Raw genomic sequence first — 1594 nt, 5'->3', positions numbered from 1 at the left:
TTTTACAATGTAGAGTTTGATCCTGGCTCAGGATGAACGCTAGCTACAGGCTTAACACATGCAAGTCGCGGGGCAGCATGAGGGTTGCTTGCAACCTTTGATGGCGACCGGCGCACGGGTGAGTAACACGTATCCAACCTACTCCTTACAACGGAATAACCCGGCGAAAGTCGGACTAATACCGTATGATATCCTATGCAGGCATCTAACTAGGATTAAAGGTTTAGCGGTAAGGGATGGGGATGCGTCTGATTAGGCAGTTGGCGGGGTAACGGCCCACCAAACCGACGATCAGTAGGGGTTCTGAGAGGAAGGTCCCCCACATTGGAACTGAGACACGGTCCAAACTCCTACGGGAGGCAGCAGTGAGGAATATTGGTCAATGGACGGAAGTCTGAACCAGCCAAGTAGCGTGCAGGATGACGGCCCTATGGGTTGTAAACTGCTTTTATACGGGGATAAAGTTAGGGACGTGTCCCTATTTGCAGGTACCGTATGAATAAGGACCGGCTAATTCCGTGCCAGCAGCCGCGGTAATACGGAAGGTCCGGGCGTTATCCGGATTTATTGGGTTTAAAGGGAGCGTAGGCCGTAGATTAAGTGTGTTGTGAAATGTAGACGCTCAACGTCTGACTTGCAGCGCATACTGGTTTACTTGAGTTTGCACAACGTTGGCGGAATTCGTCGTGTAGCGGTGAAATGCTTAGATATGACGAAGAACTCCGATTGCGAAGGCAGCTTGCGGGAGCAAAACTGACGCTGAAGCTCGAAAGTGCGGGTATCGAACAGGATTAGATACCCTGGTAGTCCGCACGGTAAACGATGGATGCCCGTTGTATGGCCTTTCGGCTATGTGACCAAGCGAAAGCATTAAGCATCCCACCTGGGGAGTACGCCGGCAACGGTGAAACTCAAAGGAATTGACGGGGGCCCGCACAAGCGGAGGAACATGTGGTTTAATTCGATGATACGCGAGGAACCTTACCCGGGCTTGAACTGTAGGCGAACGATCTAGAGATAGTGAGGCCCTTCGGGGCGCCTACGGAGGTGCTGCATGGTTGTCGTCAGCTCGTGCCGTGAGGTGTCGGCTTAAGTGCCATAACGAGCGCAACCCCTGTTCTCAGTTGCCATCGGGTGATGCCGGGCACTCTGAGGATACTGCCTCCGCAAGGAGTGAGGAAGGTGGGGATGACGTCAAATCAGCACGGCCCTTACGTCCGGGGCTACACACGTGTTACAATGGCCGGTACAGAGCGTCGGTCGTATGCAAATACGATCTAATCTTTAAAACCGGTCTCAGTTCGGACTGGGGTCTGCAACCCGACCCCACGAAGCTGGATTCGCTAGTAATCGCGCATCAGCCATGGCGCGGTGAATACGTTCCCGGGCCTTGTACACACCGCCCGTCAAGCCATGAAAGCCGGGGGCGCCTGAAGTCCGCGACCGCAAGGAACGGCCTAGGGCGAAACTGGTGATTGGGGCTAAGTCGTAACAAGGTAGCCGTACCGGAAGGTGCGGCTGGAACACCTCCTTTCTGGAGCTGTACGATAATAGTTTTGTATAGAGAAACCTATTAGGTTCGTCTCTTTTTTTT

Annotated in this window: 1 rRNA gene; it reads left to right on the top strand. The window is 53.3% G+C overall.

Annotated elements, in window-relative coordinates:
• Positions 1 to 4 precede the first annotated feature (4 nt).
• A 16S ribosomal RNA gene (locus AC1EK4_RS11890) occupies positions 5 to 1534 on the top strand.
• The last annotated feature ends 60 nt before the right edge of the window (positions 1535 to 1594 follow it).

The organism is Prevotella sp. C0026C3 (genome assembly GCF_056590795.1).
This window is presented reverse-complemented; position numbering and strand designations above follow the sequence as displayed.